At 50.4% G+C, this 1,824-nt stretch carries 1 protein-coding gene; it reads left to right on the top strand.

Features of this window, described 5'->3' with window-relative positions; translation table 11 throughout:
• On the top strand, positions 1-1,824 hold a 1,824-nt coding region (locus E1189_RS01820), incomplete at both ends, for a methyltransferase (RefSeq protein ID WP_155158378.1).

The raw sequence follows: 1,824 nt of genomic DNA, 5'->3' as shown, positions 1-1,824 counted from the left end.
TCCCCTATGGCACCCCGCTGGGGAATCAACGGTTTTATGTGCTTCATCCGGAGGATCTGTCCCTGTGTCCGGCAGGTGTCTGTGGGGAGCTGTGTATCGGTGGTGAGGGTCTGGCGCAAGGTTATCTTGGAGATAAAGAGAAGACAGCCGCCGCCTTTATTCACCATCCGGATTTTGGTCGTCTGTATCGCACCGGTGACCGGGGCCACCTGGACCGGGCCGGCTATCTGGTTTTTGAAGGGCGGGACGACACTCAGGTTAAAATTCACGGACACCGGGTGGAGCTGGGGGAGATTGAGCAGGTTATAGCCGCCCTTCCCGGCATTCAAGAGGTGGTTGTCAGTTATCAGAAAAATGAGCTGATAGGCTGGCTGACAACAGGGAGTGATAAGCAAAGTGACTTATTTCAAGTCATCGAGCAAAGTGCTTTTCGAGAGACATCCTTTTTAACTCAGGTATTAAACCGACCCCAGGAAAAAGCAGAAAAAGAACTACAGAACCTTATCTTTGGCAAGACTTTTTCCCGGGCGAAACTCGCTGAAAAATGGTCTCAGGTAAGGGCGCGACAAGATAAAAGTCTGACGCTTGCGCTGTGCCATATGTTCGTGCAGATGGATATCTTTACTCAGCCCGAACAGCGATTAACCATTGACTGCATACTGGAACGGGGCAATATCCTTACCCGATTTCGCCGTTGGCTAACACGCTGTCTTGACCATCTGATTCAGGAAAACATTCTGAGCCTGGATTCTGCCTCCGGTCGTCAAGAAGCTCCTTGCTATCGCAATAAAAACTCCATAGCGGACAGTCTCAGGGACATTCAAACGACTCACCGCTTCTCTGAGAATGAACTCATAATCTCTGTAGAGCTGACGCCTATCGTCAGGGGAGAACAGCACGCTGCCGAAATTTACCTGACAGAGTTCACAGATCAGATGTTTCAGCATACGCATCACTATTGCTTCGTTCAGCTGGAACAGAGTATCAAGGCACTTTTAACATCTGCAGATTTTTCCCGGCCACTGAGATGCCTGGAAATTGGGGCAGGCATGGGTTCCATGACCCGTCATGTGGTTCCCCTGCTCAAAGAGGCCGGAGTCAATTTTCATTACACGTTTACTGACGTCTCTGATTATTTTTTGCATGATGCCCGGCATGAATATGGTGAGGCATCGCTCTCCTACCGGCACTTTGATCTGAATAAAGACCCAGCACTGCAGGGGTTTGAGCCTGCCAGTTTTGACATCATTCTGGCCTCAAACAGTTTGCATGTGGCCCATATTATTGATCAATCCCTTGCATGGATAAAGCGCCTGTTATCTGCCGACGGTTTACTTCTGTTTGTTGAGCAATGTGAATACTGGCCAGTCATGGATTTATTTAAAGGTTTGCAGGTCGGCAGTGATGAATATCAAGATGATCGAAACACTGACTTCCTGAGTGAACCGCGCTGGCTGGACAAGCTGAACTCTCACTTCAGACAGTCACTGTGTGCGCACGTCCCCAAGGGGGGGGTGGCGGATCGCTTTCAAACACGTCTCTTTGCGGCCTGGCAAGATGAACAGGTTGTCACTCTGAATCTTGCGAGGCTGGATGCACAACTGGCGCATAGACTACCGGAGTGGATGCGCCCCCACATTCTTGAGCTCACAGCTTTCCCCAGGCTTCCGAGTGGCAAGATAAACAGGCAGGCCCTCATTAACCAGAAGGTGATTCCGCACAGGGAGAGTTATGTTCCACCCACCACCCAGACTGAGATTCATCTCTGCACCCTGTGGCAGGAGCTGCTACAAGTTGAGCAGGTTGGAATAGACGACAACTTCT

This window comes from Parendozoicomonas verongulae, assembly GCF_009711465.1.
Lineage (GTDB): Bacteria > Pseudomonadota > Gammaproteobacteria > Pseudomonadales > Endozoicomonadaceae > Sansalvadorimonas > Sansalvadorimonas verongulae.
This window is presented reverse-complemented; position numbering and strand designations above follow the sequence as displayed.